A 25,072-nucleotide genomic window follows, 5' to 3' on the forward strand; every position below is an offset into this window, starting at 1 on the left:
GCAAAGACACCGTCGAAAAGATCGAATGGACGAAGTTTTCCATAATATAAGATCCTCAAATCGGGCTGCAAAGCGGAGGAGTCGAAATTGCGAACCGCTGAGCGTCTGGTCAATCTGATCGAGGTTTTCTGCATCGTGAGTTGGCGCGTCTTCTGGATGACGATGCTCAATCGTTCCTCGCCGAATGCCCTACCGCAAACGGCGCTGACAGATCCTGAAATCAGGCTTCTTGATCATTTGGTGAAAGACAGGGGGGCGCCCGCTTTCGACGAAGCACGCTCTCGCACTATGTCATCAAGATCGCGCGGCTCGGAGGATACTCGGCCCGAGCCAACGATCCGCCTCCAGGAAATACCGTGATCTGGCGGGCACTATCGCGGCTGACCGACATCGAACTGGGAGCCGCGATCGAAGCGGTAATTGAATGATCAGCTTGGCGCTTACGGAAGAGCAGATCGCGCGATCAATTCTCGACGGCACCTGGTGCGCGTGCGCGTCGACCGCAAGGCGACCGCGATCTCGCTGCTAATCTTCATCGGCGTGCGTGCGGACGGTCAGAAAGTGTTGCTCGCGATCAAACGTATCGGCGGCGAGAGCACCGAAGCCTGGCGTGCCGTGCTCGACGATCTCGTCCGGCGCCGGCTGCGGCGGCCCCGAGTTCCTCATCGTCGATGGCGCGCCAAGGCTTGAGGGCGCGTTCGCCGTCGTCTGGGATGGCGCGCCAGCACAGCGCTGCACGGTCCACAAGCACCGCAACCTGTTGGCGCATGCGCCCGAGGGCCTGGATGAGATCACCGCCGATGCCGATTACAACGATATGATATACGCGGCGACGCGCGAGGAGATCGAGGCAGGGCGCAAGGCTTCATCCGCAAATGGCGCCTCAAGCATCGTGCCGTGGCGACAGCCTGCAGGAAGCGGCGATCGGCCTTCACCCCCACAGACCGCCGCCGAGCCAGTGGAAGAGCGCGCGCACAACGGATGAGATGGAAAAGCGATTTTTCATGACCGAGATGACGATTGCGGAATCGCTGCAAGTCCATTCTTTTGTTCGGCCGCGGCCGCGGCCGCGGGTCATTCTTCCGACTCGGCCATTGATCTCGCAGCCGCCGCGTGCAGGGGCGGTCAAGGCTGGTCGCACTTGCGGCCACCGCAAGGCTTGGCCTTGACCGGCCCGCACGGCGGTACGCTGGCGTGGAGCGGGACTGCACTCCTGGCGTGGCTGGAATTTGCCGTCAGCGGCGATTATGGTTGTCGGGCGCGGGCGACCTCGTGGCGTGACGCGTCGGCTGCAAGCGTCACCGGACTGCCTATTTTGTCCTGCCGCGCTGAGGTGCCCGCGCGCCGGTTTTTGGCCGCCGCGGTTTCCACTGCGCCACGAATCGTTCGTAGCCTTGCTCCTCCGCCTGGGCGGCAATCAACATGTCGCGGTCGCGCAGCGCCTTGATATTGTAGGTATAGGCTGGCCCACGCCGGCTGCCTTTCTGTTGCGGATGTCCGGCTTGAAGTTGCATCGCGCGGGTCTTGTTGGCGAGCCGCTCATGCAGATCGCGGATGCCGTCGCTGTCGAGGATCGCGAGGCCAAAGCTTTCGGAGATGCGCCGGGCTTGCGCCGTATCGGGGCAAGCAAGACGGATCATTTCGAACGTGGTGCCCTTGCGAAGGGGGATGACACGGGCGCTGGCGCGAGAGGAACGAGCAGCCGGCACAAGGCGAGAAACAGATGGCGCGGCCATTGATCCGGCGTCGAGAACCGCATCTCAATTGACGGATCTTGCCGACCAAGTTCCGTCAAACGCTCCCGCATACGTTCCAGCGCCGCTTCCGCCGCGAGCCGCTCGCCGGCCGTTGCGGCACCCGCGAAAAGGGTCTCGATCTTCGGTTGAGTTTAAAAAACCACCATTCGGCCATATCGACGTTAAGCTCCCGGGCATCGATATCCACGCCATTCACTCGCCGTGAGGCAAACGAACGCTATCCCTGAACGGCCCAGCTCGACGCTCTTACTCCCAATCAGCACGCAATCACCGTGATTACGCGCCTCGAAATCGCACAGCTAATGCAAGGATTCCTCCGACAAATGGGAGATAAATTCCATTTATGGTTGACTATCGAAAGTCATAGGTTTTTCCAAATTGACAATCTCGGCCTGGAAAAACCCGCTCTGGTCATTCGTCCTGACTTCGACATCTTGAAAATCCAAGAATTCACCAGTTGCCGGCGCATATGATTTGTATACAGCTTCCTTTATTACGAAGATCAATTTTGGACCGAAGCGACTACTGGACCACTCCCTACGCTCTATCTCCGCAGGGGTGCATATGATCGGCAGAAGGTCGGTTCCCAGCGGTTCTTCATCTTCAATGTCCAATCCCAGAGCGAGCACGTTGCTGGAGCGTCCGGCAACCGCTCCGCAATCAGAAGAAGAGTGGGAAATGCTCCCGACGACTCCCGAAGGCCAAAGAGGAGCCCGATCTACTCTCGACAAAATCGGAACGGGAGCGAAACCCAGACGAGGCAACACCTCACAAGCGTGATGCCGTCCCCAGGCGAACTCACGCTGACGATGCAGCGAGACGTTCCCCAACATTTCAGCTTCCGCGGGAAATGGGACGGGAACGGGAGCACCTATCGGTCCGCCCGAAAAGGTTATGTCATACGCCAAAGCTGCGCCGATGACAGCCCCTAACGTCGCAAGCGTTTTCATAGCTGAGGCGAGTCTTTGTTATGGTCAATGTGAAGCTGCAAACTTGAACTGGCTTTGGGGTAGCTAGCCTGAGATCGCGGGCAACTCAAGGTCCCACCGCGCGCCAACGTGGTCGGTCGCCTAGGCATCCAATCAATGAAAAACCGACAGACAGCATCGCTGCAGCCGGCCGCGAGTACGTAATATCCGCTCTCGTGGCCGAATTAGAACCATTTTTCTCAATCAGAGATCTGTTGGGCTTGAACTCGAGCCAGACGTCACTCGAACTGTCAATTTGGAGTAAGATGCCGCGCGTGAACTTTTTCCAGCCAGTAGAAATCTGTTTCCGGAGTGCTTAAGAAGAGCTGGCCGTTGGCTGTAATGGTTGTTGCGAAGATGAAGCTAGAGATATTCTCCTTGCGGGAACGGCCGGATCTGATCCCCTTGGTCTTTTCGAAGGATTTGGATGGTGTATGGCCCGAGTTCATGCGTCACGACGCGACGGCCAAGCTCTATTTTGGCGGATCTGTATTCTTCGACTACCTTGACTACGCTTTTGGAGGACTTGTCGATGGCGAGGTCGTCGGACGCGCATTCGGTGTTCCATTCGCTTTCAACATCGAGGGCCGCACCGAACTGCCGGACGGCGGCTGGGACCAGGTTATACGCTGGGCCCATGAAGACAGGCTTATTGGGCGGACGCCAACCACAATGAGCGCACTAGAAATCGCGCTTGTCCCCAAAGCGAGAGGCATTGGCAATGCGCTGGCGATGATGGATGCGTTGAAGGCATGCGCGAAGAAGCTGGGCTTTGCAGAAGTGTTTGCCCCTGTCCGGCCCAGCCAAAAGCAACTCGGCTCGCGGGTGCCGATGCGCGAGTATATCAAATTGCAGCGTGCCGATGGTTTGCCAATGGACGCATGGTTGCGAACCCACGTTAGTGTCGGAGGCAGAATCGTGAAGATCGCCCCCTATTCCATGACCATCGTTGGGACTATCGCGGAGTGGTCACAATGGACAGGGGCAGTGTTCGAACATTCAGGCCCGGCAGAGGTCGAGGGCGCATTGGTACCAGTGATTGTGTCGGTTGAACAGAATTATGGAGTTTACGTGGAACCGAATGTGTGGGTCCAACACGCATTATGATATCCACGTCCCTCTCTGAACAACGAGGGTAGCGGGATCCGCAGGTCTTTATTCGGCCATGAGGAACGCTGATTTCAGCCTGTGACGAGCTGAAGTCGGACGGGTGAGTTGGGCAAGGATTTGGGACAGCAAAAGACTGAGCCACCGGATCAGACGGCGGAAGATACTATATGCCATGGAGTTCGTAGTCTCTGATGATCATCCGGGCTTGAAGAAGGCGATCGCCGAGGTCCTGTCTGGGGCGTTCTGGCAACGCTCCTATGTGCACTTAAAGAACGCGCTCGACTACGTGCCCCGCAAGGTCGACGACGATTGCCTGCTTGAACTCCGATGGATGTCCGGCCGGCGCGATCTTGCCGAGGTGCGGCGCGATCTGGCCGCCTGGCTTACCAAATGGAGCGGCAAGCATTCCGAGCTCACCGGCTGGGTCGAGGAAAACATTGAGGCGGCGCTGACCTATTTCCGCCCGCCGCTGGCGCACCGCAAACACATGAAGTCGACCAACATGCTGGAACGCCTCAACGAGGAAATCAGGCGGCGCCCCTATGTGGCGCGTATCCCCAATGCCGAGAGCTGCATGCGGCTGGTGCGGGCGCTGGCCGTCGAGGCCTGGCTCGAGGACTATCGTTATCTGAATATGGATCTGCTGAAAGAGCGCCAAAAGGAGGCGTTACGCCCTGCCGCCTGACCATGCTCAGGCCCACCAAGGGGATGGGCCACCCCTCTCCGCCGCCGTCGCTCGCCAGCGCTGCGCTGGGGGCAAGCGAGCGACGGCGGCTCCGAGGGGATGGCTTCGCCGGACCCCACAATCAATTTGCTGAACTTGACGCACACAACTGCACCCTCGGTGCAAGGAGAAGAATTGCTAAGAGCTCTTGACAGGAGACACCCCATACAAGTTGTAGCCGGCGGCTGCGAGGACGGCATTGGCGGCATCGCCCTCGCGGTGCCAGAGATAGTTCCGGCCCATGCGATGTTCAGACTTGAGATGTCCGATGACCGGTTCGTTGGCCGAGCGCCGGCGCAACTCACGTTTGATCTTGGGCGTCACCCGCCGCTTCTGGCCTGATGTGAACACCCTGAACTTGTAATCGGGCGGGGCATTGTCGCCGCGGTAGCTGTGGTCGGCGAAGAGACGTTCGATGGTGTTGCCAATCAGCGCCTCCATGTCCGGGATCACGATTTTAAGCGTGTGGCCGTCATAGGGATTACCGGGCAGCGCCTTCACATGGGCGACGAACTGGCCGCCGCAGGCCGGCGCCAGCGTAGTGGCAACGGACATCTTGACGCCGATCTATGGACCACGCCCGCGTTGCAAGAGGAATCGACAAAGGGATGTAGCGGTCTGCGCCAATCTATCCGGTTTCGATTTGAGGCTGTCGCCCCGAGCCATTATGGATATCCGCCCACTTCCGTCCTCAATAACTCGCCGGCCTCAAGAAGGGCCATGGCGTCGAACCAGGCTTCAGAAGTGTCGGTGCAACCGTTCCTCCATTCGTCCTTTCCGTCTCGCAAACCTCGGCGGGATAGTGTGCTATTCCGATCGGATCGTGGATCTTCCTTCCCGGGTCGGACGTCCTTATGCAGCGTGGCCCAGGAAACTCGCTTCGTAGTCACGGCCTTTTGCGAGCATGCTCCAGGCCATGCGCGCGAGTTTTGCGGCCAAGGCAACAACCAGTACATTCGAGTGGAGTCGCTTCGATGCTGCCTCCAGCCAGGCTCCGAAGCCGTGCCTGGCCCAGGTTTGGCGCATCAGCAGTACGGCTCTGGCTCCCTGAATGAACAGTGTTCGTGGATAACGGTCGTCGTCGCCCCCGACTGACCAAGATCCCGGTCGAGGGTTCGGATTTGGTCTGGCCTCCAGCCGAGGAGGCCGGCTTTGCTCAACAGATTGTATTGGCGCTCCGTACTCTTCTGGTGGAAGCGGACTTGACCCATTGTTGATTGGCGGATGTAGACGTAGGCTTGCCGGCATAGATGTCTGTCGGTGATCTTCGCACTTGTCGTCATCAGGCTCCTCCGGGTCGAACGGCGGGGCGCCGGCTGCAAGGTACGATACGATCATGTCGGCGAGGATGGCGCCAGCCTTGGCAAAATCGAAGGCGACGAGTGCCGGGTCCATAGCGATCTATCCAAGACCCTCGCGACGTCGGAGAAGGTCGGTGTTGCAAGTGATCTCAGATGCCGGCGAATGCAATAAGAATATTCCAACAAGCCGCCGAAGTCGCAGGATTAAGTGCAGGGTGACCATGCTGGTGCCGTGAAACGGCCGCGACCATTGAAAGAGGCTCTTCGCGGCGACGCGATGACTAGCCCACACCTGCACAGCAACAAACGATGCGTCCGCTGCGAAATAAAAAGAAGCTGATTATCTCCGCGCGACGAAAAATAGTTCGTCTTGGACTCGCACGGTCCAAGAATCTTTGAGAGGATTGATCATCAAGCGATGGTGCCAATCAGGAGCTGATGATGCGCAACAACATGTTCGACAAGGTGAGGCATTCGGTTGTGCGCGAGCTTGTCGATGAGTTGTGTTCGTGTCTTTCCTGAGCGGTGTCTCAATGTCCAAGAGCGATCTGACCCGAGATCGCCCTAGCTCCTCGAAATCAACAACCTAAACGGTGGCTAGAACAGCGGCATCGGCACTCACTCGTCTTGAGCGAGTGTGGTCGCATGGTGCTGCCTGACTCAAGCCGTCAGCTATTTCACCGCAAATGCAATTTTCAAGAGACAAGCAGGATGTCTGCGAACAACAATCCGATCAAATTCGCCTACTGGCTGCCGAACGTATCCGGCGGACTTGTGATTTCTTCGATCGAGCAGCGTACCAGCTGGGACATCGACTACAACCGGAAGCTCGCCCAGATCGCCGAAAATGCAGGCTTCGACTACGCACTAAGCCAGATTCGTTTCACGGCGGGGTATGGGGCGGACAAGCAGCATGAGCCGGTCAGCTTCTCGCACGCGCTGCTAGCTGCGACCGAAAAGCTCAAGGTCATCGCTGCTCTCCTGCCCGGCCCGTGGAATCCGGCGGTGGCGGCAAAACAGATCGCGACGATCAGCCAGCTCACCAATGCGCGTGTTGCGGTCAATGTCGTCTCGGGCTGGTTCCGTGGTGAGTTTCACGCCATCGGCGAGCCCTGGCTTGACCACGACGAACGCTACCGCCGCTCTGAGGAGTTCATCCGCGCGTTGCGCGGGATCTGGACCCAGGAGAGCTTCACGTTCAAGGGCGACTTCTATCGGTTCAATGATTATTCGCTTAAGCCGAAGCCGCTCGATCCGCTCCCGGAGATTTTCCAAGGCGGCTCCTCGCGTGCGGCCCGCGACATGGCTGCTCGCGTGTCGGACTGGTATTTCACCAACGGCAATACACCAGACGGCCTGAAAGCGCAGATTGATGACATCAGGACCAAGGAAAAGTCCTTCGGCAAGAGCTTTCGAACCAAGATCGGAATCAATGCGTTCGGCATCGTCCGGCAGACCGAAAAGGAAGCGAAAGACGTCCTGCGGGAGATCCTCGACAAGGCGATACCGGATGCGGTGCGCGGCTTCCACCATGAGGTTCAGAATGCCGGCAACGCCAGCCCCGAGCGCGAGGGCAACTGGGCCAAATCCACGTTCCAGGATCTCGTTCAGTACAACGACGGCTTCCGCTCGAACCTGATTGGCACGCCACAGCAAGTCGCCGAACGCATCATCGAGCTCAAGCGCGCCGGCGCCGACCTGATCCTGCTCGGGTTCCTGCATTTCCAGGAATCGGGTTCCTGCATTTCCAGGAAGAGGTCGAATATTTCGGCAAACATGTGATCCCGCTGGTCCGCGAACTTGAGGCGAGGACCCCCGTGCGCGTCCAGGCCGCGGAATAGGCACAAAGCGCGTGACGGGGATTGCGACAGGGGTGGGCGTGTTTCGTCTGGAGGAGATACCTCCACACGAATACGCTGATGCATCGCGCGGAAAAGGCGAGGAGGCGCTAGAGGGTCGCGCGGAGCATGCTGCCATAACCCCCGTACGGCCGGCGCTCGGACTTTCGAACATTTCGCTGACATTTGGCGGCATCGCAGCGCTGCGCGATATCGATCTGGACGTCGCGGAGGGCGAGATCCGCGCGGTAATCGGACCGAACGGCGCCGGCAAGAGCTCGCTCCTCAACATCGTCAGCGGGCTTTACCGGCCCGACCGCGGCGAGGTGTGGTTTGGTGAGCGCTTCTTTCGCGAAGTGCCGACGTCGAAGCTTGCCGCGCTTGGCGTGGCGCGGACGTTTCAGAATCTTGCGCGCTTCAAGGGACTTTCCGTCTTCGACAATGTGCTGATGGGGCTAGCGCATCGCTTACGTGCGGGTTTCGTGCGGCAGATCGTCGGCTCGCCACTGGCGCGACGGATCGAGGCCGAGAATCGCGCGGCGGCGCAAGAAGTGATTGGCTTCCTGCATCTTGCCGAGGTTCATGACCAGCCTTGCTGGAACACTCCCTTACGGAGTGCAGAAGCGGGTTGAGCTGGCGCGGGCGCTGGTTGCTCGGCCAAAACTGCTCCTACTGGACGAGCCGTTCGCGGGCGTGACTCTCACCGAGAAGCGGGAGCTGTCGCAGCATGTGCGCAACGCCCGCGACAGCCTCGGCGCAGCAATCGTCCTGATCGAACATGACATCGGCGTGGTTATGGGGCTGTCCGATCGCGTGGCCGTACTCGACTACGGACGAAAGATCGCCGACGGCACGCCCGACCAGGTCCGCGCCGATCCGGCGGTGATCGACGCCTATCTCGGCGTCGCACATGAGGACGATACGGAGCTTGCGATTTGATGTTTGATTATCAGTTTCTGGTTGAGGTGCTGATCGGTGGCCTGCTTTCGGGAGTGATGTACTCGCTGGTCGCAATCGGGTTCGTGCTGATCTACAAGACCTCCGGCGTGCTCAACTTCGCACAAGGCGCGATGCTGTTGTTCGCGGCCCTGACCTTCGTCAGCCTGGTCGAGCGCGGTGCGCCATTCTTTGCGGCACTGGCTGCGACGCTGGTAATCATGGTCGTGCTGGGCATCGCCACCGAGCGCGCGGTGCTGCGGCCGTTGGTCAACCAGCCGCCGATCACCTTGTTCATGGCAACGCTCGGGCTCTCCTATGTCATCGAGGGCACTGCACAGCTTCTGTGGGGTACGCAGGTGCACGGCCTCGACATCGGCATCAGCGACGTGCCGTTCGAAGTAGCGGGCGTGCTGATCAGCCGGTTCGATCTGTTCGCGGCGGCGGTCGCGGGTAGTCTGGTCGCGCTGTTTGCGCTCTTCTTTCGCTACACCCGCACCGGACTGTCGTTTCGCGCCGTGGCCGATGATCAATTTGCAGCGCTTGCGGTCGGCCTGCGGCTGCCGCGGGTCTGGGCCGCAGTCTGGACGGTGGCAGGGATCGTCGCCCTGGTCGGTGGGCTCCTCTGGGGCGCGCGGCTCGGCGTGCAGTTCTCGCTGTCGCTCGTCGTCTTGAAGGCGCTCCCGGTATTGGTCCTCGGCGGGTTCGATTCGATCGCCGGTGCGATCGTCGGCGGTCTTTTGGTCGGTGCAATCGAAAAACTGGCGGAGGTCTATGTCGGACCGTCCTTTGGCGGCGGCATCGAGGCCTGGGCAGCCTATGTCGCGGCACTGGCGCTCCTGCTGATCCGGCCATCGGGCCTGTTCGGGCAGAAGCTGGTGGAGGGTGTAAGGCATGCCGGCCCTCACTCCTGCCAAATCGAGCTGGTTCTCCGGCGAGACCCTGTGGATCGGCCTCGTGATTGTGGCTGCGTACGGCATCGTTCCGCTCGCGGGGTCGGACTATCTGCTCGACGCCGTGCTCACGCCATTCCTGGCGCTGTCGCTTGCTGCTGTCGGGCTCAACGTCTTGACCGGCTATGCCGGGCAGGTCTCGCTCGGCTCGGCCGCCTTCCTCGCTGTCGGCGCCTACGCCGCGTACAATCTTCATTTTCGTGTCCCCGCATTGCCGCTGCTCATCGATCTGGTGCTGGCCGGGGGTGTCGCAGCCGCCATCGGCATCGTATTCGGGCTGCCGAGCCTGCGGTTGCGCGGGTTCTATCTCGCGGTATCGACGCTCGCCGCGCAGTTCTTCGTGCAGTGGGCGCTGACCAAATTCAGCTGGTTCTCCAACGACAATCCATCTGGGGTGATTGATGCACCGGTTCTCAGTATCGGCCGCATCGCGTTCACAAGCGCCGCCGAACGTTACGTCTTCTCGCTGACGATCGTGGTCGTTTTGACTCTGCTGACGCTGCGATTGCTGCGTTCCCAATCCGGCCGCAACTTCATCGCGGTGCGCGACCATGAGATCGCGCAAGGTGATCGGCGTGCCGCTCTTGCGCACCAAGCTGCTCGCCTTCGCCATTTCGTCCTTCCTCATTGGAGTTGCCGGCGTGCTCTGGGCGTTCGCATATTTGCGCACGGTCGAGCCGGCCGGCTTCAATCTGGATCGCTCGTTCCAGATCATGTTCATTATCATCATTGGCGGCCTTGCCTCGCTGCGGGGCTCCTTCATCGGCGCTGCCTTCATCGTTGTGTTCCCGCTTCTGCTCTCGCGGATCGGCGCCGCCATATTCGGAAGCGTCTTCGATTCCGGCGTCCTGGAGATGAGCCAGCGTATCGTCATCGGAGCGCTCATCATCGCCTTCCTCGTCGCCGAACCGCGCGGGCTGATCGCCCTGTGGGATCGCGCCTGGGCCGCCATTCGGCCCGCCAAACGCCCGGCGATCCCGACTTGAGATCTGCTTAACCAAAGGAGCTTGCAATGAACATGATCAGGCGCTTGAAAGTAACAATGGGGGTGGCGCTCGCCGTAGGCCTTGCCAGTACGTTGGCGGTGCGCGCCGACGAACAGTTCTTTCCACTGCAAAGCTATCGTGTAGGCCCCTATGCTGCCGGCGGTACCGGGTTCTTTGGCGGTTTCATCGACTATCTCAACCTGATCAACATCCGCGATGGCGGCGTCAATGGCGTCAAGCTCACCTGGGATGAAGGTGAGACCCAGTACGAGGTCGAGCGCGGCGTCGAGGTTTATGAGCGGCTGAAGAGCCGTCCCGGGATTGCGGCCTGGAACCCGCTGTCGGTCGGCATCGCCTATGCCATGATCGACCGCATCACCAAGGACAAGGTGCCGCTGATCACCATCAACCTTGGCCGTACCGATTCGACCGATGGCCGCGTGTTCCCTTACGTCTTTCCGCTGCTGCTCAACCCCTACAGCGAGACGTCGGGAATCGTGAACTACATCGCGTCAAGAGAGGGCGGCCCGGACCAGCTGCAGGGCAAAAAGATCGTCGTGCTCTATCACGGCTCGCCCTACGGCAAGGAGACGATTCCGATCTACAAGCTGCTGGCGGATAAATACGGCCTCAGCCTGGAGCAGATCGAGGTCCCACACCCGGGCAACGAGCAGCAATCACAATGGCTGTCGATCCGCAGGGCGAAGCCCGACTACGTGGTGCTGCGAGGCTGGGGCGTGATGAATCCGGTGGCGTTGAAAACCGCGCAAAAGGTCGGCTTCCCCGCCGATCACATCATCGGCAACGTCTGGTCCAACTCCGAGGAAGACGTCATTCCCGCGGGCGATGCGGCCAAGGGGTATATCGCGATCACAACCCAGGCTTCCGGCGCCCAATATCCGGTGCTGCAGGAGGTGATCAAGACCGTCTACGGAGCGAACACGGGCAATCTCGATGACAAAAAGCGGATCGGCAGCGTCTATCACAATCTCGGAATCGTGAATGGCATCCTGAATGTCGAAGCGATCCGGATTGCGCAGGCAAAGTTTGGCAAACGCACCTTGACCGGCGACGAAGTCCGCTGGGGGTTTGAGCACCTGCAGCTCGATCCGGCGCGGGTGGAGGCGCTGGGCGCTAAGGGTTTGTTCCACTCGATCAACGTCACTTGGGACAATCACGAGGGCGACGGCCGCGTCACCTTCCAGCAGTGGGACGGCACCAGATGGAAGGTCGTGTCGGACTGGATCGCGCCGGACTGGGCATTCCTCCGTCCGATCATCGAGAAATCGTCGACCGCCTACGCCAAGGAACACGGCATCAAGATCCGTACCTCCGGCGATGATGCGGTGAGCCAGTAGCGCAAGGCAAAGGCAGTACCTGCGGGCCGTGGGCTCCCGCAGGTCTGAGAGGGGACAATCAGGGCATGAGTGCCGTTCTGCTTTCGGTCGAGGGGCTGGCCGCAACCTACAATCACGCGATCGACGCCGTGAGCGACGTGTCGTTCGCGGTCCGGCGCGGCGAGATCGTCGGCGTGCTAGGCGCAAATGGTGCCGGCAAGTCGACGACGCTTCAGGTGATCTCAGGGCTGCTGCCGGCGCGGCGCGGCCAGGTCGCCGCTGGACGCATTGTCTTCGACGGCCACGACATTGCAGCCGCTTCTCCGGCGAAGTTGGTCCGAGCGGGAGTCGTTCCGGTGCTCGAAGGTCGGCATTGCTTCCTCTCGCTGACGGTGGAAGAGAACCTGATCACCGGTGCGATCGGCCGAGACGCAAAGTCCCGCGCAATTCGCGCCGATCTGGACGAGATCTATGAGCTTTTTCCGCGACTGAAGTATCATCGCAGGTCGATCTCGGGGCTCACCTCAGGCGGAGAGCAGCAGATGACTGCGATCGGCCGCGCGCTGATGTCACGTCCACGGCTCTTGGTGCTCGACGAACCGTCGATGGCGCTCGCGCCGCTTGTCGTCGAAGGCATTTTCCGGGCGCTGAAGCAGCTCAACGACGAGCAGGGTCTCTCGATCCTCGTCGCGGAACAGAACTCGACCGTTACGCTGCGCTTTGCCGACCATGCGGTCGTGCTTGAGAATGGCCGCAGCGTGCTGTCCGGTGCATCAGTCGAATTGCGCAACCGCGACGACGTCAAGGCGATTTACCTCGGCGGCTCGCCGCAAACTGACGTCGCCGAGAAACCGCTTATCCATGCCGTTGCCAGACTATGACTAACCTAGGGGAGAATGACCATGGCTAACGACAATCTGGCGTTCAGGATCGATCAAGACATCTATTCCCGGCTGGACGCTGCGATCGATGCGACCGTAAAGGTCAACGCCGATCGCAATGATCTTGAAAGCCGTTTTCCAAGAGAGAATTTGAGGGCATTGGCGGAAGCCGGCTGGACCGGCGTGGTGAACGAAACACGTTTTGGTGGCCTTGGTCTTGGCCATGTTGATTTCGCGGAAGCCGCTTACCGTATCGGACAGGCCGATGCATCGACCGGCCTCGTCTACGTCATGCATGTCGGCGCGGCACAGACCATCAATCTGTTTGGTAACGATGATCAAAAGGAGCGCTGGCTCAAGGCGAACAACGGCGCTTTGCTTGGTACATACTCGACCAGCGAACGCGCCACCGGCGGGCACTGGTGGTATAATCTTTCCGAGGCGTCGCGCGACGGGGATAATTATCTCCTCAACGCTGAAAAATCGTTCACAACGAGCTCCGGCCAGGCCGATTTCTATGTGGTACAGACGCGCACTCCCGGCGCCAAAGACCAGACCGACATCGTCTTCTTCATTGTCGACGGCAAGTCTGAAGGCATCGAATCCAAGCCTTGGGATGCGCTCGGTGTCCGCGGCAATCACTCGGGTCCGATCCGCTACACCAACGTGCGGGTGCGGCAGCGTGATCGGCTCGGCACTGAGGGGCAGGGGAAGGAGATCATCTACGATGGCGTATCGCCGGTCTATCTGATCGGGCTCGGCGCGGTCTGGGAAGGCGTGGCCCGCGGCACGCTGAACGCAGCGGTCAAGCACACCACGAGTTTCGTTCACAAGGATCGAAACAAGAGTCTATCGGACTATCAGGCGATCCGGCAGGAACTTGGCGCGGCCAAGGTGTTGGTCGAGACGTTGCGGCCGTGGCGCCTGGAGCTCGCGGCAAGGCTGGATGAGCTTTGGCGGGCCGGTAAGCCGCAGAGCGAGATCCTGATTCCTCTGACCGAGTTCAAGGTGCATGCCGCCGAGGTTGCGAACAAGGTCGCAGCAGCGGCACTCACGGTCACGGGAGGTTACGGCTACCACCGCGGACCCATCGAGCGCTCCTTCCGCGACGCGCGGGCAGCCATCGCCATGGGACCGTCGAACGTGATTGCTCGGGACTGGATCGGCAAATCGCTGGTCGGCCTGCCGCTCGAGCTATTCTACGAGGGCAGAGAATAGGTCGAAATTTGTAGCGCTGGCGCGGCGCTGGGCCCCGCTCGCGCCGAGCTCAGCGTCACGAGCCACTTCGGAATGCGACTTCGTACCGTTCTCGATCATGCGACCCTGCGGCGTAGGCTACGCTTTTCGAAATCCATTCGCGCCGAAGCCAACAGATGCAGCGAGAGTTTTCTTCCTGTTCCTGAAGTGCCTCCGAAATCATCCTACACGCAGATTTTCTGCGGACAGTTTGCCTGAGCTGCCTGTCCTGAGTTCGAAGCTGATCCGGGCTCCCTCCGCAAGCTCGGTGTAGCCGGCCTTCTCAACCGCCCTGATGTGCACGAATACGTCGGCTCCGCCATCATCGGGTTTGATAAAACCGTAGCCCTTGGTCGCGTTAAACCACTTTACAATACCGGTCGCCACTACAGTATATCTCCAATTCAAATGACGGCGATCTACCTATTCTTTACAGAAGGATCAAGACATTACTCGCTTGGCCGGTGCGGTCTTGTCGCCGCACAATATAAAGCGACATCGTCGTCGCAACCAGCTTCGCAGGACGGTTAGGCCGACCAACCTTCGCGCGCCCTCGGCCGCTTCCGGCGATGCCTGCGACCGCGACTACCGTTGCGGCGCCGCGGGAAGCACTGGAAGCTTACTTGCGAGAAGCTTCTCACTCGTCTCTTCGAGCGCTCGCTCCTGAGCGGCCAGTACGGCTGCCTGTTCCAGCGAAGCAAGAAGGCCCGGCCCTCTTCCGTGAAGATCTACTGGCCGGATTGTCGCGCAACCAGCCTCTGTCCGAAAATATCGAGATCTGGCGCCCGCTCTGCCAGTCGCTTCATACGAGCCGTCCACTCCGGTCCGCTGGTGTAGAACACCGCTAGGTAATCCTTCAGGACACCGAGACTGGCCCGGCCATCCGGTTGGTCGGCGAGAATTCTAAGTATCGAGAGCTGAAAACTCACATTCGTCAATCGAACGCAGCAACATGAACGTGGCGCGTATCTGCTGGCGTAACTGTGTTGAAGATGGGAGCTGGCCCTCCCGGAGCCGGCCTGCAGGGGCAGGCTTCAAACCACTCCAGGCTGCTGCGTTTAAGCGACGTGGTGGTGAGTGCTGGGGAAAAGGCGGCGGACTACGCCGTCAGGTAGGTGATGAGAAGATGAGCGCAAGCGAACCGCCGATGACGTATCGAAATGGGTCCAAACGCTGTCAAAACGGGCATGGGGTTAATGATGCTCGGAAGAGTGTGGGCGATACCTGCTTATGGTTCACTCGGCAGCCGGTGTATAGACGCCAGCCACCACGTAAGGGCGGCGTTGGTCTGATCCGTACACATCACGTCGGGCAGTCCAAAGTGCGACAGCCAGGGGTTTTCCCCAATGCGTGTCCAATACCCATGTGATGACCTCGGACGCTTTCAACGGGGTGACCGGGAAAAGCGTCCCGACATAAGCCCGCGCCGCGGCAAATGTCATGTCGCCCGCTAGGCTCCGGACCGCCAGCGACTTTCAATGCCCGCCCGACCAATTCGATCGCGATCCTTGTTGCCGCTCTCGTGACAGTACTGAGCGACCGCCCCATAGGACAGGAACTTGGGACCGTCGCCCCGTTGCGGAGGATTCAGTGCCAAGGTGTGTGTTCGGACAAATCCTTGCCCATCTCAAAGCGCTCGGCAGGCGGGAGTTGGGAGTTGTCCTTCGCCCGGATCGAAGAGTTGGCGCGTCGCCGCGGCCATCCACGTCTCGGAGGTCTTGTCGATCGCGTCGCGAACCAACCGGCGCAGTATCGGCAGGCCGGACTGCATGTCTTGCATTTTGTGGAGCAACACCTCCGCATGAAGCACGTGAAAGTTGATATCATCCGGCATTACCGCCGCGATAGCCTCTTCCCTGAAGGGGCCGTCGTCCAATCCTCGGCCTTCATACCCGGCCGCAATTTGGCGAGGATTGGCCTGGTCACCGCGCGCTTTGCGCGTTATCTCGCGCGTCGTGTGTTTGCCTTCGGCGATCCGCTGCGTATCACCGGGTACCGGAACGCTACCGTGGCCGGGTGTATGGTCTATCCGGTCTTCATGCAACTCCGCGCTTCATGGCGATGAACCCGGACTGCCATGTCTCTTCATTCGGAGATGTTCAATCATCTGGTCGAGGGCAACGGCGGCTCGCCGCAGGCAGAAAGGATGTGCCATAACGATCGCCGTGCCCGGTCGTCTTTCTCGGCCGAAAGGTATGCCCGAAAAAGTCAGATGAATAGATCGGTAGGATGTACACCGGTGATATGCATGATTGAGAAGTAATGCTCCGGGTGATGCTGAACGTCGTTAGCTTTCACATTGGAGAGCGTGATCGAATTACCCTCTCCGAGGTCAACGACCGTGGAATTCGAGCCATTCGCTTCGATGCGATGGGCAAGATCGGCAACCGTATGAATACCAGTGTGATTGATGCCGTCTTCGATGTGCAGTTTATCCCCCACCGTGAAGTCCATCACGGCATCCTTGCCGTTCCCGCTCGTGAACATGAAGTTGTCGTTGCCGTCATTGCCGAACAGAACGTCGTTGCCCTGATCGCCGAACAGAAAATCGTCGCCCGCATTACCAGAAATCGTGTCGTCGCCCTGATTGCCCTCCAGATCATCGGCGCCCGCGCCACCAGCGAGCCAGTCGTTCCCGCTCAGGCCTTGGATAAAGTCCCTATCGGGCGTCCCATACAGGCGATCGTTGGAGTCTGTGCCGCGGATAAAAGCCATGTCGTTCTCCTGTGTTGTGTCTGCTAGGCGAGCGGTCACGCAAGTGATCGCGCTCTGGCTACGAAACATAAGCGGTGAACCTGACGAAAACCTGATTGCACACTCAGCCAAAACGGATGCGATGGGTCGTCTAATTGCCGACCATTGTGCAAGTGGGTTTCAATACCCCTCCGGCTCGACACTGGGACCGGTACTGTCAAGTTGACGTCGGGTGGGTGGATGCGAGACCTCACAGCGGTCGTAATAACAATGGCCTTGAGGTTTGACTCAGATTGGGGAGTCCCAAATCAGTGAGTTCCTGAATCGATAGTTGCTCTTTAGGAGAGGAGCGACATCGCTTGGGGGCGGCGGGAGCGATCAGCCGGTTTGATTTGACAGCACCTGAACTTCGCAAGGCGGCGCAGCGGATGTTGGCACCTGCGCTGGTTGTTGAAGCAAGATCCTCGCAAAGCTCGGTTGTCCGCCTCTCGGTGCGCGCCCCGTGTCATTCCCAAGCCGACGAAGAGGCTCAGCAGGCATTCAAAAAAGTTTACCGCAACCGTTGCGGCAGCTCGCGCGGCACGCCCAAAGCAAGCCGATCGAAATCTGGTTCCTGTGTATGGTTCGCCTCCGGCTCGCAAGAAGAAACGACGGTCCCGAGAGACCGTGCTTCAGCGTGTCCGGCTTGTTGGTCGGCGTAATTTTGCAAGAGCCACAGTGGGAGCCGCTGGGATGCCTTCCTTGCAAGACAACCAGATCTTTTGATCTGCTGCCACCACCAGACTTGGCACACCCGGCTCAAGCAGGAGTTCAATAAAATAGCTTGAAGTTTACGTGGCGTCAGGTTGTAGGCTTCGACGAACGCTGACCAAACCTACACGACGAAGGCATGGGAAGGGCCGGGAAGAATGACGGGTAGTCCAATCGAGCGAGGACTGCTTTCGAACGCGCGGTAGGGCGACCGCATCTTCAGTTTATTGCTCCTTCAGAGGCCGCTCCGCGACGTGTCACATAAGGTCGAACAGATCCTGGTCAATGCATTGACGAGAGACGCAAATCAACTCTCTGCGCCATCACCGAAATGCGGTCGCGAACCCGCTCCGGCGTAACGCGACCTAAATGGACGATGGGTACAAACGCCGGTGCCGCGTGGCTTTCACGTACCCCTTTTGGAGACTGGATTTTATGGCAGCCGTTCCCGCCGTGCGACGTTTCGAACTGGGTGAGGCGTTGCGCGCATGTCGCAGTGCGTTCATCGGCGTCGGTCTCATGAGTTGCATGATCAACCTGCTCTACCTGACAGGTTCGATGTTCATGCTGCAGGTCTACGACCGGGTGCTACCGAGCCGCAGCGTTCCCACCCTGGTCGGCCTCGCCGTGATCGCCGCCGGTCTCTACATCGCTCAGGGCGTGCTCGACCTGCTGCGCGGACGGATCCTCGGCCGCATCGGAACCTCGCTCGACGAAGCCCTGAATGCACGGGTGTTCGATACCGTCGTGCGGCTGCCGCTGATGATGGGCAATCGCAACGAGGGCCTGCAGCCCCTGCGCGACCTCGACAATGTCCGCTCGTTCCTCGGCAGCATGGGACCCGGCGCGTTCTTCGATTTGCCCTGGCTGCCGTTCTACATGGCGATCTGCTTCGCGTTCAATTGGCTGCTCGGCGTCACCGCATTGGTCGGCGCGATCATCCTGATCGCGCTGACGCTGATCACCGAATTCATGTCACGCAGCCCCGCCAAAGAGGCGATGACGCTCGCCGCCCATCGCAATGATCTCGCGGCGGCGAGCCGCCGCAACGCTGAAGTGCTGGTGGCAATGGGTATGTCCGGCCGACTGAGGCGGCGCTGGAGCGAGGCCAACGAGAGTTATCTCGCGGGCAACCAGCGCGCGAGCGACATCGCCGGCGGGCTCGGCGCGGTTGCCAAGGTGTTGCGCATGATGTTGCAGTCCGCGGTACTCGCAGTCGGCGCGTATCTGGTGATCCACCAGGAGGCGACCGGCGGCATCATCATCGCGGGCTCGATCCTGAGCGCCCGCGCGCTGGCGCCGGTCGATCTCGCGATCGCGCATTGGAAGGGGTTTGTCGCCGCTCGGCAGAGCTGGCAACGCCTTAACCGGCTATTGCAGCAGATGCCGCAGGCCGGCACCCAGACCTTGCTGCAGGCGCCGACCAAGCGGCTGTCGGTCGAAGCCGTCGCGCTCGCGGCGCCCGGCGACCAGCGGGTGATCGTGCAGGACGTGACGTTTGCGCTCGAAGCCGGCAGCGGCGTCGGCATCATCGGTCCCAGCGGCTCCGGAAAATCATCGCTGGTGCGCGCGCTGGTCGGCGTCTGGATGCCGTTCCGCAGCAAGGTCCGGCTTGACGGCGCCGCGCTCGACCAATGGTCGCCGGACGTGCTCGGCCGCCACATTGGCTATCTGCCGCAGGACGTCGAGCTGTTCGCGGGCTCGGTGGCGCAAAATATCTCTCGCTTCGACGCGGAAGCGAAGTCTGACGATATCATCGCCGCCGCCAAGGAGGCCGGCGTGCACGAGATGGTCATCAAGATGCGCGAGGGCTACGACACCCAGGTCGGCGAGCAGGGCGCAGCGCTGTCGGCCGGCCAAGCGCAGCGGATCGCGCTGGCGCGCGCGCTCTATGGCGATCCATTCCTGATCGTACTGGATGAGCCGAACTCCAATCTCGACAGCGAAGGTGACGAGGCGCTGACGCGGGCGGTGCGCTCGTCGCGCGAGCGCGGCGCCATTGTGGTGGTGGTGGCGCATCGGCCGATCGGGATCGAGGGCGTCGACCAGATCCTGGTGCTGAAGGAAGGCCGCATGCAGGTCTTCGGCCCGAAGGAAACCGTGCTGGCGCAGGTGCTGCAGCCGCGCGTTGCCCCGACGCCGCCGGTCAAGATTGTCTCCGAGGCAGGAGCCAAATCATGAGCGAGGAATCGCGCGGGGCGCAGCGCTCGATCCGGCTGCATCTGATCATTGGCCTCGTCGTCGTGCTGGTGGTGGCCGGCGGCTTCGGCGGTTGGGCCTCCACCGTGCCGATCTCGGGCGCTCTGATCGCGCCGGGCGCGGTTGTGGTCGATTCCAACGTCAAGAAGGTGCAGCACCCGACCGGCGGCGTGGTCGGCGAGGTGCGGGTGCGCGACGGCGACCTCGTCAAGACCGGCGACATCGTGGTGCGATTGGACGAGACGGTGGTCAAGGCGAGCCTTGCGATCGTGGTCAAGACGCTCAACGGGCTCTATGCGCGCGCCGCGCGTCTGGAAGCCGAGCAGCAGGGCCGCGACAAGATTGTCTTTCCGAAGGCCTTGACCGAACGCGCCGACGATCCCGATGTCCGCGATGTCATGGCCAGCGAAACCAAGCTGTTCGAGGTCCGCGTCAACGGCCGCACCGGCCAGAAGGCGCAATTGCGCGAGCGCGTCACCCAGCTCAACGAGGAGATCGCCGGCCTCAGAGCGCAGGAGGTCGCCAAAGACAAGGAGATCGAGCTGGTGCAGAAGGAGCTGGTCGGCGTCCGTCAGCTCTTCGACCAGCACCTGGTGCAGCTTACGCGGCTGACTACGCTGGAGCGCGACGCCGCTCGGCTTGCCGGCGAGCGTGCGCAATACATCGCCGCCCGCGCGCAGGCCAAGGGCAAAATCACCGAGACCGAGCTGCAGATCATCCAGGTCGACAAGGACATGCTGGCCGAGGTCTCCAAGGACCTGCGCGAGACCAACGACAAGATCGGCGAATTCGTGGAGCGCAAGGTGACTGCGGAAGACCAGCTTCGCCGCATCGACATCCGGGCGCCGCAGGACGGCATGGTGCTGCAGTCGACGGTTCACACCGTCGGTGGCGTGATCACGGCGGGCGACGCCATCATGATGATCGTTCCGCAGGCCGACGATCTCTCGGTGGAGGCCAAGGTCAATCCGCAGGATATCGACAAGCTACAGATCGGCCAGAAGACCCTGCTGCGCCTGTCGGCGTTCAACCAGCGCACCACGCCGGAGATCAACGGCGTCGTCACCCGTATCTCCGCCGACGTCACCACCGACCAGCGCACCGGGCAGAGCTACTACACCATCCGCGTCTCGATGCCGCCGGACGAGGTCAAGCGCCTTGGCGACGTCAAGATCATCCCGGGCATGCCGATCGAAGCCTTCGTCCAGACCGGCGACCGCACCATGCTGTCCTATCTGATGAAGCCCCTGAGCGACCAGTTCATGCGCTCGTTCAGGGAGAAGTGAGTCCTTCTCGCTGTGTTGGATTCATCGCCTCCGCGAACTTCACTTCGCCTCCTCCCTTGTGGGAGGAGTTATAATGATAGCACGGAAATGGGCGAATTTTGACCACGCCTGGAGCGAAGTGAAGATCGTTTGCATGGCGACTCTCCGAACTCAAAATCGTTAAGCGACTAGCCTCCCGCAGACCTTGATCGGCAGCAAGATCGCGGCGAGCTTATGCTTTGCTGGCTCACATCAACAGCGCAAGGGTGCTGCTTCGATGCTAGAGGCCGAAGGCAGGCTGTCCCGACAATGGACAAGGCGCTTTGCCAGTCCGGGGTTTAGGGCGCGGTAACGATCGGTGGGTGCCAACGTCTAACATGAATCTCGGTGGCCTTGCTGTTCATCTCGATCGTATTTGTACCATTTGCGAGCGACTTGCCGAGGCCGGCCTCATCATATTCAAGCTGACTTTCGGAGTGCGCGGCAAACCTTTAACGACTGCCGAACGCTGGCCAGCCGCTCGAATTGCCAAGCCAACTGCTCCATGCAAGCCTGCGCCCGTCCGCAAATTCCAATCCATGACATTATCCATGGCTGACCAACGAGAAGGGCGAGCCCTCGGGCGATCCGATCCCGATCAAGCCCAATCAGGCCCCCGAGGCTGTTGCGCGCGTTGAAACCAGGCGGCGTTGGAGCGAAGATGGCTGGTTCAACCGGCGGCTCGAATATTCGCCGCGCGGCATCGTGTAGGCGGCTAGGAACCGGCTTTCGCCGCTGCAACAGCTAGGGCGCGAGAGAGTTTGAGAGCCTGATCTACCGTTACCTGAAAATGAACGCCCACAACGCTCGCGATGGAGACGGTGATCTCGTCCTCGAGTTGCTCAACCGTGATCGCAGCCGAGTCGTCGATTTCGATATGTTCGACATAGTTGGCCCAGAGGTCACCCGGTTCCTTCGCCGTCGCTGTACTCTCCATGCATTCCCGGCGACAGTATAGCGGAGATCCTGTTTCCGGCCACGAGATCATGAGCCAGTCGGTTGCGCAGCAAAGGAGGCCTCCACGTTTTCCGGACAGCGGGGCTCGTCAGCTTCTCGACAGCTAGCCCGAGTAGGAAGAGACAGTCGCCCTATCACTCCTGACGGGGCGGTGGCTCGGGCCGAGTCTCCAGGCCCGTCCCTCCCAGAGACTGGCCCGGCTGCCGAAAGGTGGCCGGGGCTTTTTGTGTTGTTGGAGGAGGGTGTGATGCCAAAAATTCGGGGCGCCGAACGGATTGCGGCCGCGGCGGTGGGTGTGGCGCCTCCGCGGAGGATCCACGAAGTTGTCGTTAGCGTGAGGCCGCCCAACGGACGGGACGAGTAGAGATGGAGGGCTTAGTGCCGGGGTGGTTGTATTCTCTTTGTGTGCTGCTGGGGACCATCAGCGACCGCAGATGCTTGGAGAGTAGTCCCATGATTCGAAGAAAGTTGACTGAGTTTGAGAAGGTGCAGATTGTTGCTCAGCACAGAGCAGAACATCTGCGCCAGTTTTGGTTTTGGTTCAACGAAATCGAAGTGATTGTGGAGGACTACACGGATGACCGAGGCAATCCTCGCGTGACCATCCGCGTAAAGAGCTGACAGGGAGCAACATATGAACCCTCTCATCCGGCGGGATCCAGTTTCTGACCACGAGCAATGATTGTTGGGCAGACGATAAGGGCTAAGGGTCGGGCACCCATTCTCGGCGACGGGAATTCAGCACGGATGTCCGCGCCGTGCTTCCCGTATTTCTGGCAAACGAACCGCTATCTCGGAGAGCCTGAGCTCGTCCGGCCAGAGGTCGGGGGTCATGACTACGTGATCGCTACACCGAGGGTTGGCGCAGTAGACCATGACGCGCCGGCAGCCCTGTGCGCGGAGCTCGTCGAAGGTGATCTTTTGAGGATGGGGAGCCATGTCGGCAGATTAGCGGGATGATTGCCTTGCTGGGCGTGGGGACGAAGAGCTCGGAAGGTGCAAAGAAACTGTGGCACGTATCGCGCCACGGTCGCGCTTGCACGATCAGTTGCAGCCGCACACAACCTTGCCATTGTTGGACTGCTGGCGCTGGTAGCGCGTGCCGGCCGCGGGCTCGGTTGGATTATTCCGATGGCCAGCGCTTAAGCAACTCCGGATTTCTTTATAAATTTGGATGAGATCGATGAGGCGTTCGATGCGGAAGTCGGTGAACGCCTGGACACTGTCTTCGCCAAGGCCATAGACCCATATGGCTCCGTCCTCGAACTCCATTTCATTGGCGACGTCTCGCAGCCAATCTTCGTCTTCGCCGAGGTCCCCCGCGACCTTGGTGATGGTGGTGACGTGACCCGAGACGTTTTTCGGCGGCCAATGAGAAACCGTTCGAGCATCACTCATCTCGAATGCTCAAGCGCTTCGGGGGTGTGAAGTATCGATATTTGCCGGTAAGCGTTCCATTGACGAACTGAAGGCCATGATCGCCATAGATCATAATATCCTCACGTACGTAGCCGTCCGCTATGGCTTCTTGATTGTTGCCGCCGACTGTCTTCCGGGGCCAACTGCTCCTATGAGCAGCAAGACCAGCTTCCCGAAATTGCAGATGCTTCTTCAGCAGTAAGTCGGTCACACCGTAGGCTGACACATCTGTCTTCATTGTTGCCTCCTTCTCGATGAGAGGATCAATCAGTGGTGCCGGTCGGCAGCTCCTGCCGCCGGCAACGAGAGACACTCAAGAGTCGTGCCAACTGCGCGGAAAAAGTCCCTGAAAAGCCGTCCTGCATTTTATTCAACGACTTAACTGCGAGCGCGGCAGCCCGTCGGTCGAATATCATGTGTCGCGGACGCGACAAACGTACGTCATCCGGTGTAGCTTACGATTACCCACATTTCTGGGTTAGATTTCAACTCCGATTGCGATGTCGATGAGACGCGATAATCCGCGCCACATGACCAGGTTGCCGGGTGGCCGATCGTTAGCACGGGCGAGGTAACCGCCGGGTCTGGCAATCTTGATCAGATAATGCGAGAGCGTCCTTCGTAACGGGCTCACCGAATTTTTGTCTTTGACAAGCCGATCAAGCAATTTGATTTCGGCCTTGGTCAGAGCAAATTCTGGCGGTGCCTTTGATGCCGCTCGGTTGAGCATGGTCATCCAAAATAGACGCCAGCTCACAATGCAGAGCAACATAATCAAGTTTGTCAATCGTTGCGCGGTCCGCAGCTGCAAGTCCTCTGCCTTGCAACCAGACTTGAGGATCTTGTGGAAGACTTCGATTTTCCACCTTAGAGAATACCACTCCAACTTCTCGATTGCATCCTTACGAGAGTGCACCGGAAGATCGGTCAAGAGCTTCCATTCGATCTTCTTTCTGCTCTTCGGAGTTCCCCTTTCGATCGCATGGATTACCGTCAAAGTCAGACCGGGATAGCGCGCCTTCTTGCCAATCGGCGGCAGAATGCGGATTTTGCGATATCTTACTTCAAGAACGGCCTTGTCCGGATTGCCCTTGCTGTCCCGCACCTCGAGCCGATGCAGGCCTTTGACTGCGACTTCATCCATTGCTGCTGCAACAGTATGATCGCCGTCTCCTGCCAAACGATCGACACAGGTTCTTACCAAAAAGTGCGTTCCAACTTTCTGCGCCTCGCAAAACAATTCATAGATGTCGGCCTCGCGATCGCCGATATGGATGCATTGCGTGGGATCGTCGAAAAGCTCCGTGGATTGCTTGAGGTTTTCCAGCCATCGAATGCTTTCCTTGGTTTCGATGGGGATCCGCGTCAGATTGACTTCGCGTCTGAGCGCCGCGACCCCTCGAAATTTCTTCCTGGTCCAGAATTTTACCGCACCGAGCCCCAGCGGAAGTCCGTCGAGCGTCACCGCAAGGCTCGAATGCATCAGTATTCCGCATGCCGCGTACGATTGAGGTTTGCCGTCCAGACCTCGTCGGCCATTCGGGATGCGCTTGGTCATCCCAATCAGCTCCGGATGCTCTCTCTTATAGGTGAATTCCGTCGTGTCATGCAGGATCAGAATCGGCGCCTTCACCGTCGCGATGCGCTCGCGTGTCGTTTTGAAGTGGCCGGACAAGATGTCGGCCTCGCTTACCCGTTCATTGGAGAAAAAGCGATAGGCCG

The 25,072-nt window shown here is 59.9% G+C and carries 15 protein-coding genes and 8 pseudogenes; 14 read left to right on the plus strand and 9 right to left on the minus strand.

Annotated features, from left to right (window positions below):
• Positions 1 to 436: 436 nt before the first annotated feature.
• Positions 437 to 995 (plus strand): annotated as a pseudogene (locus ACVJGD_RS40935) (transposase); the annotation flags it as partial.
• 315 nt (positions 996 to 1,310) lie between these two features.
• On the opposite strand, the gene ACVJGD_RS40940 reads toward ACVJGD_RS40935, so the two are convergent.
• The gene (locus ACVJGD_RS40940; RefSeq protein WP_456639424.1) at positions 1,311 to 1,640 is read right to left on the minus strand and encodes a hypothetical protein; all 330 of its coding nucleotides are present in this window, start codon (positions 1,638 to 1,640) and stop codon (positions 1,311 to 1,313) included.
• 458 nt (positions 1,641 to 2,098) lie between these two features.
• Positions 2,099 to 2,590, minus strand: a complete 492-nt coding sequence (locus ACVJGD_RS40945; protein ID WP_456639425.1) for a 4'-phosphopantetheinyl transferase family protein — start codon at positions 2,588 to 2,590, stop codon at positions 2,099 to 2,101.
• A 582-nt stretch (positions 2,591 to 3,172) separates the two neighbouring features.
• On the opposite strand from ACVJGD_RS40945, the gene ACVJGD_RS40950 reads away from it, so the two are divergent.
• Together ACVJGD_RS40950 and ACVJGD_RS40955 are read left to right on the plus strand one after the other, a co-directional pair.
• Positions 3,173 to 3,832 carry a hypothetical protein gene (locus tag ACVJGD_RS40950; RefSeq protein WP_456640548.1) on the plus strand — a complete coding sequence of 220 codons (660 nt, stop codon included), beginning with the start codon at positions 3,173 to 3,175 and terminating at the stop codon, positions 3,830 to 3,832.
• Positions 3,833 to 3,998: 166 nt separating this feature from the next.
• Positions 3,999 to 4,520, plus strand: a pseudogene (locus tag ACVJGD_RS40955) (transposase); the annotation flags it as partial.
• Positions 4,521 to 4,730: 210 nt separating this feature from the next.
• Here ACVJGD_RS40955 and ACVJGD_RS40960 read toward each other — a convergent pair.
• A pseudogene (locus ACVJGD_RS40960) lies at positions 4,731 to 5,123 on the minus strand (IS5/IS1182 family transposase); the annotation flags it as partial.
• A gap of 1,448 nt (positions 5,124 to 6,571) precedes the next feature.
• On the opposite strand from ACVJGD_RS40960, the pseudogene sfnG reads away from it, so the two are divergent.
• The 7 genes and pseudogenes from sfnG (at position 6,572) to ACVJGD_RS40995 (ending at position 14,009) form a co-directional block, all read left to right on the plus strand.
• Positions 6,572 to 7,701, plus strand: a pseudogene (sfnG, locus tag ACVJGD_RS40965) (dimethylsulfone monooxygenase SfnG).
• 134 nt (positions 7,702 to 7,835) lie between these two features.
• A pseudogene (locus ACVJGD_RS40970) lies at positions 7,836 to 8,637 on the plus strand (ABC transporter ATP-binding protein).
• A pseudogene (locus ACVJGD_RS40975) lies at positions 8,637 to 9,524 on the plus strand (branched-chain amino acid ABC transporter permease); the annotation flags it as partial. The pseudogenes ACVJGD_RS40970 and ACVJGD_RS40975, both read left to right, overlap by 1 nt.
• A gap of 4 nt (positions 9,525 to 9,528) precedes the next feature.
• A pseudogene (locus tag ACVJGD_RS40980) lies at positions 9,529 to 10,573 on the plus strand (branched-chain amino acid ABC transporter permease).
• 56 nt (positions 10,574 to 10,629) lie between these two features.
• On the plus strand, positions 10,630 to 11,931 hold the full coding sequence (locus ACVJGD_RS40985) for an ABC transporter substrate-binding protein (protein WP_456640549.1): 1,302 nt from the start codon (positions 10,630 to 10,632) through the stop codon (positions 11,929 to 11,931).
• A 65-nt stretch (positions 11,932 to 11,996) separates the two neighbouring features.
• Positions 11,997 to 12,791 carry an ABC transporter ATP-binding protein gene (locus tag ACVJGD_RS40990; protein WP_456639426.1) on the plus strand — a complete coding sequence of 265 codons (795 nt, stop codon included), beginning with the start codon at positions 11,997 to 11,999 and terminating at the stop codon, positions 12,789 to 12,791.
• 21 nt (positions 12,792 to 12,812) lie between these two features.
• A complete protein-coding gene (locus tag ACVJGD_RS40995) occupies positions 12,813 to 14,009 on the plus strand; it encodes an acyl-CoA dehydrogenase family protein (RefSeq protein WP_456639427.1) in 1,197 nt (398 codons plus the stop codon).
• Between the two features lie 198 nt (positions 14,010 to 14,207).
• Here the strand turns inward: ACVJGD_RS40995 and ACVJGD_RS41000 are convergent, their stop codons facing one another.
• The gene (locus ACVJGD_RS41000) at positions 14,208 to 14,414 is read right to left on the minus strand and encodes a cold-shock protein (protein ID WP_456639428.1); all 207 of its coding nucleotides are present in this window, start codon (positions 14,412 to 14,414) and stop codon (positions 14,208 to 14,210) included.
• Positions 14,415 to 15,684: 1,270 nt separating this feature from the next.
• On the opposite strand from ACVJGD_RS41000, the gene ACVJGD_RS41005 reads away from it, so the two are divergent.
• A complete protein-coding gene (locus tag ACVJGD_RS41005) occupies positions 15,685 to 16,092 on the plus strand; it encodes a hypothetical protein (protein WP_456639429.1) in 408 nt (135 codons plus the stop codon).
• A 143-nt stretch (positions 16,093 to 16,235) separates the two neighbouring features.
• Here the strand turns inward: ACVJGD_RS41005 and ACVJGD_RS41010 are convergent, their stop codons facing one another.
• Positions 16,236 to 16,742 carry a calcium-binding protein gene (locus tag ACVJGD_RS41010; RefSeq protein ID WP_456639430.1) on the minus strand — a complete coding sequence of 169 codons (507 nt, stop codon included), beginning with the start codon at positions 16,740 to 16,742 and terminating at the stop codon, positions 16,236 to 16,238.
• A 1,164-nt stretch (positions 16,743 to 17,906) separates the two neighbouring features.
• Here ACVJGD_RS41010 and ACVJGD_RS41015 point away from each other — a divergent pair.
• The gene (locus tag ACVJGD_RS41015) at positions 17,907 to 19,652 is read left to right on the plus strand and encodes a type I secretion system permease/ATPase (RefSeq protein WP_456639431.1); all 1,746 of its coding nucleotides are present in this window, start codon (positions 17,907 to 17,909) and stop codon (positions 19,650 to 19,652) included.
• Positions 19,649 to 20,956: an HlyD family type I secretion periplasmic adaptor subunit gene (locus ACVJGD_RS41020; RefSeq protein WP_456639432.1), complete on the plus strand. Its 1,308-nt coding sequence runs from the start codon at positions 19,649 to 19,651 to the stop codon at positions 20,954 to 20,956. The genes ACVJGD_RS41015 and ACVJGD_RS41020 overlap by 4 nt, the downstream gene beginning before the upstream one ends.
• Before the next feature lie 733 nt (positions 20,957 to 21,689).
• On the opposite strand, the gene ACVJGD_RS41025 is transcribed toward ACVJGD_RS41020, so the two are convergent.
• On the minus strand, positions 21,690 to 21,911 hold the full coding sequence (locus ACVJGD_RS41025; protein WP_456639433.1) for a hypothetical protein: 222 nt from the start codon (positions 21,909 to 21,911) through the stop codon (positions 21,690 to 21,692).
• A gap of 473 nt (positions 21,912 to 22,384) precedes the next feature.
• Here ACVJGD_RS41025 and ACVJGD_RS41030 point away from each other — a divergent pair, with 473 nt between their 5' ends.
• Entirely contained in the window at positions 22,385 to 22,552 is a 168-nt protein-coding gene (locus tag ACVJGD_RS41030) for a hypothetical protein (protein ID WP_456639434.1), read from the plus strand.
• Between the two features lie 423 nt (positions 22,553 to 22,975).
• On the opposite strand, the gene ACVJGD_RS41035 is transcribed toward ACVJGD_RS41030, so the two are convergent.
• From ACVJGD_RS41035 to ACVJGD_RS41045, 3 genes and pseudogenes are all read right to left on the minus strand, one after another.
• The gene (locus ACVJGD_RS41035) at positions 22,976 to 23,329 is read right to left on the minus strand and encodes a hypothetical protein (protein WP_456639435.1); all 354 of its coding nucleotides are present in this window, start codon (positions 23,327 to 23,329) and stop codon (positions 22,976 to 22,978) included.
• The gene (locus tag ACVJGD_RS41040; RefSeq protein ID WP_456639436.1) at positions 23,322 to 23,588 is read right to left on the minus strand and encodes a hypothetical protein; all 267 of its coding nucleotides are present in this window, start codon (positions 23,586 to 23,588) and stop codon (positions 23,322 to 23,324) included. Before ACVJGD_RS41040 ends, ACVJGD_RS41035 begins: the two co-directional genes overlap by 8 nt.
• A 240-nt stretch (positions 23,589 to 23,828) precedes the next feature.
• Positions 23,829 to 25,061 (minus strand): annotated as a pseudogene (locus ACVJGD_RS41045) (IS4 family transposase); the annotation flags it as partial.
• Positions 25,062 to 25,072: the final 11 nt, after the last annotated feature.

Source organism: Bradyrhizobium sp. USDA 10063 (assembly GCF_054063735.1).

Excerpts from the sequence above, each read along its gene's own strand:
- ACVJGD_RS41025 (WP_456639433.1), bottom strand. The coding sequence starts at position 21,911 with ATGGAGAGTACAGCGACGGCGAAGGAACCGGGTGACCTCTGGGCCAAC.
- ACVJGD_RS40945 (WP_456639425.1), bottom strand. The coding sequence starts at position 2,590 with ATGTTGGGGAACGTCTCGCTGCATCGTCAGCGTGAGTTCGCCTGGGGA.
- ACVJGD_RS40985 (WP_456640549.1), top strand. The coding sequence starts at position 10,630 with ATGGGGGTGGCGCTCGCCGTAGGCCTTGCCAGTACGTTGGCGGTGCGC.
- ACVJGD_RS41035 (WP_456639435.1), bottom strand. The coding sequence starts at position 23,329 with ATGAGTGATGCTCGAACGGTTTCTCATTGGCCGCCGAAAAACGTCTCG.
- ACVJGD_RS40990 (WP_456639426.1), top strand. The coding sequence starts at position 11,997 with ATGAGTGCCGTTCTGCTTTCGGTCGAGGGGCTGGCCGCAACCTACAAT.
- ACVJGD_RS41030 (WP_456639434.1), top strand. The coding sequence starts at position 22,385 with ATGATTCGAAGAAAGTTGACTGAGTTTGAGAAGGTGCAGATTGTTGCT.
- ACVJGD_RS41015 (WP_456639431.1), top strand. The coding sequence starts at position 17,907 with ATGGCAGCCGTTCCCGCCGTGCGACGTTTCGAACTGGGTGAGGCGTTG.
- ACVJGD_RS41020 (WP_456639432.1), top strand. The coding sequence starts at position 19,649 with ATGAGCGAGGAATCGCGCGGGGCGCAGCGCTCGATCCGGCTGCATCTG.
- ACVJGD_RS41040 (WP_456639436.1), bottom strand. The coding sequence starts at position 23,588 with ATGAAGACAGATGTGTCAGCCTACGGTGTGACCGACTTACTGCTGAAG.
- ACVJGD_RS40950 (WP_456640548.1), top strand. The coding sequence starts at position 3,173 with ATGCGTCACGACGCGACGGCCAAGCTCTATTTTGGCGGATCTGTATTC.
- ACVJGD_RS41010 (WP_456639430.1), bottom strand. The coding sequence starts at position 16,742 with ATGGCTTTTATCCGCGGCACAGACTCCAACGATCGCCTGTATGGGACG.
- ACVJGD_RS40995 (WP_456639427.1), top strand. The coding sequence starts at position 12,813 with ATGGCTAACGACAATCTGGCGTTCAGGATCGATCAAGACATCTATTCC.
- ACVJGD_RS40940 (WP_456639424.1), bottom strand. The coding sequence starts at position 1,640 with ATGATCCGTCTTGCTTGCCCCGATACGGCGCAAGCCCGGCGCATCTCC.